Origin of the sequence: Achromobacter sp. 2789STDY5608621 (assembly GCF_001299375.1) — a bacterium.
Taxonomy (GTDB): domain Bacteria; phylum Pseudomonadota; class Gammaproteobacteria; order Burkholderiales; family Burkholderiaceae_B; genus Achromobacter; species Achromobacter insuavis.
The window spans coordinates 1-6,470 of sequence record NZ_CYTU01000026.1; the positions used below are offsets into that span (position 1 = coordinate 1).

General features: G+C 65.3%; 6 protein-coding genes. All 6 read right to left on the reverse strand.

What is annotated here, in order from left to right:
• A partial coding sequence (locus AOZ53_RS21450; RefSeq protein ID WP_054489238.1) for a methyl-accepting chemotaxis protein occupies positions 1–1,358 on the reverse strand: 1,358 nt, incomplete at its 3' end.
• 130 nt (positions 1,359–1,488) lie between these two features.
• Positions 1,489–1,989 (reverse strand): chemotaxis protein CheW, encoded by a 501-nt coding sequence (gene cheW / locus AOZ53_RS21455; protein WP_006387513.1) that lies wholly within the window; start codon positions 1,987–1,989, stop codon positions 1,489–1,491.
• 15 nt (positions 1,990–2,004) lie between these two features.
• Entirely contained in the window at positions 2,005–4,122 is a 2,118-nt protein-coding gene (gene cheA, locus AOZ53_RS21460; protein WP_054489240.1) for a chemotaxis protein CheA, read from the reverse strand.
• A 29-nt stretch (positions 4,123–4,151) separates the two neighbouring features.
• A complete protein-coding gene (locus tag AOZ53_RS21465; protein WP_006387511.1) occupies positions 4,152–4,532 on the reverse strand; it encodes a response regulator in 381 nt (126 codons plus the stop codon).
• 2 nt (positions 4,533–4,534) lie between these two features.
• Positions 4,535–5,524: a flagellar motor protein MotB gene (motB, locus tag AOZ53_RS21470; RefSeq protein WP_049074404.1), complete on the reverse strand. Its 990-nt coding sequence runs from the start codon at positions 5,522–5,524 to the stop codon at positions 4,535–4,537.
• Between the two features lie 11 nt (positions 5,525–5,535).
• The gene (motA, locus tag AOZ53_RS21475; protein WP_006387509.1) at positions 5,536–6,405 is read right to left on the reverse strand and encodes a flagellar motor stator protein MotA; all 870 of its coding nucleotides are present in this window, start codon (positions 6,403–6,405) and stop codon (positions 5,536–5,538) included.
• Between the last annotated feature and the right edge of the window lie 65 nt (positions 6,406–6,470).

Sequence of the window (6,470 nt, forward strand, 5' to 3'; positions counted from 1 at the left end):
GCGCGCTCGACCTGCTGCGAACCCGCGCCCACCTTGGTCACGGAATCCTCGATCAGGCCCTTGATTTCCTTGGCCGCCTGCGCGCTGCGCTGCGCCAGCGAGCGCACTTCGCCCGCCACCACCGCGAAACCCTTGCCTTGTTCACCGGCACGAGCGGCTTCCACCGCCGCGTTCAGCGCCAGGATGTTGGTCTGGAAGGCAATGCCGTCGATGACCGACACGATCTCGGAAATCTTGCGCGAGCTGGCCGAGATGCCGTGCATCGTGTTGACCACTTCGGCCACCGCCGAACCGCCGCGCTCGGCCACGTCCGACGCACTGGCCGCCAGCTGGTTGGCCTGGCGCGCGTTGTCGGCGTTCTGCTTGACGGTCGAGGCCAGTTGTTCCATCGAGGCCGCGGTCTCTTCCAGCGAAGCTGCCTGCTGCTCGGTGCGGCTGGACAGGTCGGTGTTGCCCGCGGCGATCTCGTGCGAACCGGTATTGATTTCGTCGACGCCGCGGCGCACCGAGGACACCGTGCGCGTCAGGCTTTCCTGCATGCGCTTGAGCGCGGCGAACAGCTGGCCGATCTCGTTGGTATTGCGGACTTCGACGCGGGCGGTCAGATCCCCGCCGGCAATGCGGTCGAAGTGATGGCCGGCATCCTTGAGCGGCTGCAGCACGCGGCGACGCAGGAATACATAGGTGGCGAACACCAGCAGCGCGGCGATCACGCCGCCGGCGCTCACCGCCAGCAGCACGAACTGGTAGCGCACCTGGGCCACCTCGAACGCGTCCAGCATCTTGCTGGCGCGCCAGAAATCAAACCCCTCGACGGCGCGGGCGAAGCGCCCTTCGAGCGCGTCCTGCACCTTCTGCACCTGCGTCTGGTAGGCCGGCATGTCGGCCTTCTCCAGCGCGGCGGTCAGCGGCTGCACGCCTTGCTGGATCAAGGCGCCGTACGAATCCTCGACTTCCTTGAGGGACTCGGCCGCCTCGGCCGGCCTGGGCAAGGTCTTGAAATAGTCGAATTCCGCCTGGCCCTTGTTCTGCGCCGCCTTGGCGCGCTCGAGCAGGCCGGCGGCCTCGCTCGACAGGCCCTGCGTCAGCAGCGTGGGCTGGCCGACGCTGCGCACGATGTCGGCATAATTGGACGAGGCCGTGCGGCCCAGGCCATTGAGGGTGTCTTTGTAGCTCGACACGACGCGGCCCAGCGCATCGTTCAGTTCTTGCGATTGCTTGATTTCCGCCAGCGTCGCGTTGCTGATGCGCAACGACAGCACGCCCAGTGCGGCTCCGATCACCAACATGAATGAGAAGAACGCCAGCACCCACAACAGGCTGCTGCGTATCGTCATGTTCGCGAAAAACTTGCGCATCACAAGCACCACTCCAGACTGAAATCGTTAAGAAAAGCGCCATATCGAATCCAATATGGCGCGCCCTACCCCTCTCTGCTGGGCGGTCGGCCGCGTAGCGGACCGAGGCGCCCGGATCCCGCCGCTCCGATCAGGAGGCGACCTTCTCCACCAGAGCCATTTCGTCGCTGGTCATCATCTTCTCGATGTCGACCAGGATCAGCATGCGTTCGTCGACCGTCCCCAGGCCCGTCAGGTACTCGGTGGACAGGGTGGCGCCGAATTCCGGCGCCGGGCGGATCTGGCCGGCGTTGAGCATCAGCACGTCCGACACGCCGTCGACCACGATGCCGACCACGCGGCGATCGAGGTTCAGGATGATGACGACGGTCTGCTCGTTGTATTCGACGCTGCCCAGGTTGAACTTGATGCGCAGGTCGACGATCGGCACGATGATGCCGCGCAGGTTGGTCACGCCCTTGATGAACGGCGGGACATTGGCGATACGGGTCACCGTGTCGGCGTCGTAGCCGCGGATTTCCTGCACCTTCAGGATGTCGATGCCGTACTCTTCGTCGCCCAGCGTGAACACCAGGAACTCGTTGCCGACATCTTCATTGCGCGCGGCTTGCGCTTGCGGTTTGGCTGCCATGGGGCTATTTCTCCATCAATTCAGAATGGCTTCGGGCTGCGACCAACGCTCACGGTTGGCGCGCGCAAGCGCAAATACGTCGACGATCAGCGCCACGCTGCCATCGCCCAGGATGGTGGCGGCGGAGATGCCGGGGACCTTGCGGTAATTCGACTCGAGGTTCTTCACCACCACCTGGTGCTGGCCGATCAGGTGATCCACCAGCAGCGCGAAACGGCGGTCCTCGGCCTGCATGATGACGGCGATGGCCTGGGTCGGGTCGGTCTGCGCCTCGCTGACCGAGAACACGCGGTGCATCTCGACCAGCGGCAGGTATTCGCCGCGCACGTGCATGACGCGCTCGTTGCCGGCCACGGAGTAGATCTGGTCGTTGGTCGGCTGCAGCGATTCGGTGACATGGTTGAGCGGCAGGATGAAGGTTTCCTCGCCCACCCGCACCGACATGCCGTCCAGGATCGCCAGCGTCAGCGGCAGCACGATGCGCGTGGTGGTGCCGTTGCCCGGCTCGCAGGACAGCTGCACGTGACCGCCCATGTCCTGAATGTTCCGGCGCACCACGTCCATGCCGACGCCGCGGCCGGAAATGTCGGTGACCTTCTCGGCCGTGGAGAAGCCCGGCGCGAAGATCAGTTGCCAGATTTCGTCGTCCGGCGAGTTTTCGTTGACCGGCAGGCCCTGGGCCATGGCCTTCTTGAGGATCTTTTCGCGGTTCAGGCCGGCGCCGTCGTCGCTGACTTCGATGACAATGTTGCCGCCGTTGTGCTGGGCCGACAGCACCAGCTGGCCGACCGGATCCTTGCCGGCGGCGACGCGCTTCTCGGGCGTCTCGATGCCGTGGTCCAGGCTGTTGCGCACCAGGTGCGTCAGCGGGTCGATGATGCGTTCGATCAGGCTCTTGTCGAGTTCGGTGGCGCGGCCGTAGGTCTGCAGTTCGATCTGCTTGCCCATCTTGCCGGCAATGTCGCGCACCAGGCGCGGGAAGCGGCTGAAGACGTAGTCCATCGGCATCATGCGGATCGACATGACGGCTTCCTGCAGGTCGCGCGCGTTGCGCTCGAGCTGCTCCATGCCGTTGAGCAGGCGGTCGTGCAGCACCGGATCCAGCGTCGACGCGGTCTGCGCCAGCATGGCCTGGGTGATGACCAGTTCGCCCACCAGGTTGATGACCTGGTCGACCTTTTCCACGCCCACGCGGATCGAGGTGGATTCCTTGTCGACGTGGGCCGGCGCGGCGGCGCGGCTGGTGCGCGCGGCCTGCGAGATGGCTTCGGCGGCGGCGGCGGATTCGGCCACGGCGGGCGCGGCGGCGGCCGGCGCGGCTTCAGGCGTCGCGGCGACCGGCGCGGCGGCCACGACGGGCGCCGGCGCGGCGTCGGCCACGGGCGCCGCCTCGCGGGCGATGTTCAGCTGGTCGGCATCGACGATGAAGCAGCAGACGGCCTCGATGTCATCCGGGGTGCAGGTGCTGTCGACCCAGACGGTCAGCACGCCGTTGGCGCGCTCGCTGGCCTTGACCTGGCCGAGGTTGCCCATTTCTTCGAGCAGCGACTCGGCGTCCTTGTCCGACACCTTGGTGATGCGCACGCGCAGCGGCAGGCCGGCGGTCTCGGCGGCGGGCGCCGCTTCGACCACGGGCGCGGGCTCGGGCGCGGCCTGCACCGGCGGCGGCGCGACCGGCGCGGGCGCAGCGGCCGGAGCCGGCGTCGGCGCCGCGGCGGCTGCCGCGGGATCCTTGTGCTCCAGGGCGAGCTGCCTCAATACCGCGCAGATGCGTTCAAACACGGCTTCATCGGGCTCTTCGGAGGCCCGGTAGGCATCCAGTTGGCTTTTGAGCACGTCTTTCGTTTCCAAGAAAATATCAATCATGTCCGTACGCAGCGCCATTTCGCCGCGACGGATCGCGTCCAGAAGGTTTTCAAGCAGGTGGGTGGTGCCCGCCAGCTGGTTGAAACAGCCGAACGTCGCCGCGCCGCCCTTGATCGAGTGGGCCGCGCGGAAAATGGCATTGAGCTGCTCGATGTCGGGCGCGCCGACGTCGAGCTCGAGCAGCAACTGCTCCATTTGCGCGAGCAGTTCGTCCGCCTCGTCGAAAAAGGTCTCGTAAAACTGACTGAGGTCCAAACCAGAACTCATGACCCGTACGCCTTCATAAATGAACTTGCCTACGCGCCGGATTGCTCATCGAGCAATTCGGACGCCAATTCCACCAGCACATCGGGATCGACCGGCTTGGACAGCCAACCGCACACGCCCAGATCCCGAGCCGCCATCTTGCTGTCCACGTCGTCTTCGGTGGTCAGCACCAGCACCGGCACGTCCAGGTATTGCTCCTGTTCGCGCAGGCCCTGGATCAATTGCAGGCCTCCCATCACGGGCATGTTCCAGTCGCTCACCACCAGGTCCACCGGATGGCTTTTCGCCACCTCAAGCGCTTCCTGGCCGTTGCCGGCCGTCAATACCTTCCATCCCGCGCCCGTCAGCGTCGCCTGGACGATCATTCTCATCGTCGCCGAATCGTCCGCCACCAGAATCGTTGCCGCCATTGCTATCGAGCCCCTTCGGCGGGCGGCGTTGCCGCCGCGTCGCCCTGCTTGGTTGCCGTCGTGGCCTGGGCGGCGGCGTTCACCGCCTCCACGGCCGTTCCAACCTCGCGGGCATCCTTGGCGCTGACGTCCGCAGCCGCGGCGTTCTCGTTTTCGATGCGCCGCTGGGTGCTCTGGTTGAGCACCACTAGGCTGATACGTCTATTAACGGCCGCATATGGATCATCTTTAACGAGGCTCATGCTGGAAGACAGCCCCTGGATGCGCATGACCTTGCTTTCGTTCATGCCGCCGGCCACCAGCTCCTGGCGCGAGGCGTTGGCACGATCGGCCGAGAGTTCCCAGTTACTGTAGGCGCGCTCGCCGCGCGCGTACTGCGACGCGTCGGTATGGCCCGAGATGCTGACCTTGTTGGGCAGCTCGTTCAGAACCGGCCCCAATTCCCGCAGGATGTCGCGCATGTAGGGCTGCACCTCGGCGCGGCCGGTCGCGAACATGGGACGGTTCTGGTTGTCGATGATCTGGATCCGCAGGCCTTCGGTGGTCAGGTCGATCAGCAACTGGGGCCGGAAGCTTTTGAGCACCGGGCTGTTCTCGATGACGTTTTCCAGCCGCTTCTTGAGGTTTTCCAGGCGGTGCTGGTCGCGCCGCTCGGCGTCGCCCATCGGCTGGGCCTCGACCCGGTTGCCCTGGGCGCGGCGCTCGTCGCCGTCGCTGCGCAGGGGGTCGCGGCCGCCGCCGGGGACCGCGCTGGTCTCGGCCGAGCTGCTGGGACCGCCGGTCAGCGCCACGCGCAGGGGCATGCGGAAGTATTCGGCGATGCCCTTGAGTTCCTCGCGCGGCACGATGCTGATCAGCCACATCACCAGGAAGAACGCCATCATCGCCGTGATGAAGTCGGCGTAGGCGATCTTCCAGCTGCCGCCGTGGTGTCCGCCGCCGTGGACCTTCTTGCGGCGGATCACCACACGGTGGTTGTTTACCGTGCTCATGGCCCGCTCCGTCAGGCCTTGGCGGTGGACTTGGTCTGCCGGACGTGCTCTTCCAGCTCACCGAAAGTCGGACGCACCGACGAATACAGCACCTTGCGGCCGAATTCGACCGCCAGCTGCGGCGGGTAGCCGTTCATGCTGGCCAGCAGCGTGGTCTTGATGCATTCCAGCACCTTCATGGCCTCGTCCGTGCGGCGCTCGATGCGCGAAGCCAGCGGACCGACGAAGCCGTAGGCCAGCAAAATGCCCAGGAAGGTGCCGACCATGGCCTTGGAGATCAGGTCGCCCAGGATGGCGGGCGGCTGGTCCACGGCGGCCAGCGCCTTGATCACGCCCAGCACCGCGGCCACGATGCCGAACGCGGGCAGGCCGTCGGCCATCTGCCGGATCATGCTCGCGGGCACTTCGCGCTCGTGGCGGTAGGTCTCGATTTCCTCGTCCATGAGCGTTTCGATCTCGAACGAGCTCATGTTGCCGCTGATCATGATGCGCAGGTAGTCCGTGATGAACTCCATGAGCTTCTCGTCTTTGGCGATGCGCGGATACTCGCTGAAGATCGGACTGGAGGCCGGATCCTCGATGTGCGATTCGATGGCCATCAGACCTTCGCGGCGCGCCTTGTTCAGCAGCACGTACAGGAGCGCCATGAGCTCCATGTAGACGTCCTTGCCGTAGCGCGAGCTTTTCAGCGTGTCCGGCAGTGCCTTCTTGACCAGCATCAGCGACTTCTTGCTGTTGCCGGCCAGGAACGCGCCGAAGGCCGCGCCGAAGATCAACGTCAATTCGAACGGCTGGTAAAGCGCGCCCATGTGGCCGCCCAGCGCTACGAAGCTGCCGATGACCGACACGATCACCACTAGAAAACCGATAACAATCAACACATCAGGCCCCTGCCAACGAAGTCTAAAACCGGCGTCAATGATCCCCTGTTCCCCCCAACCCAAAA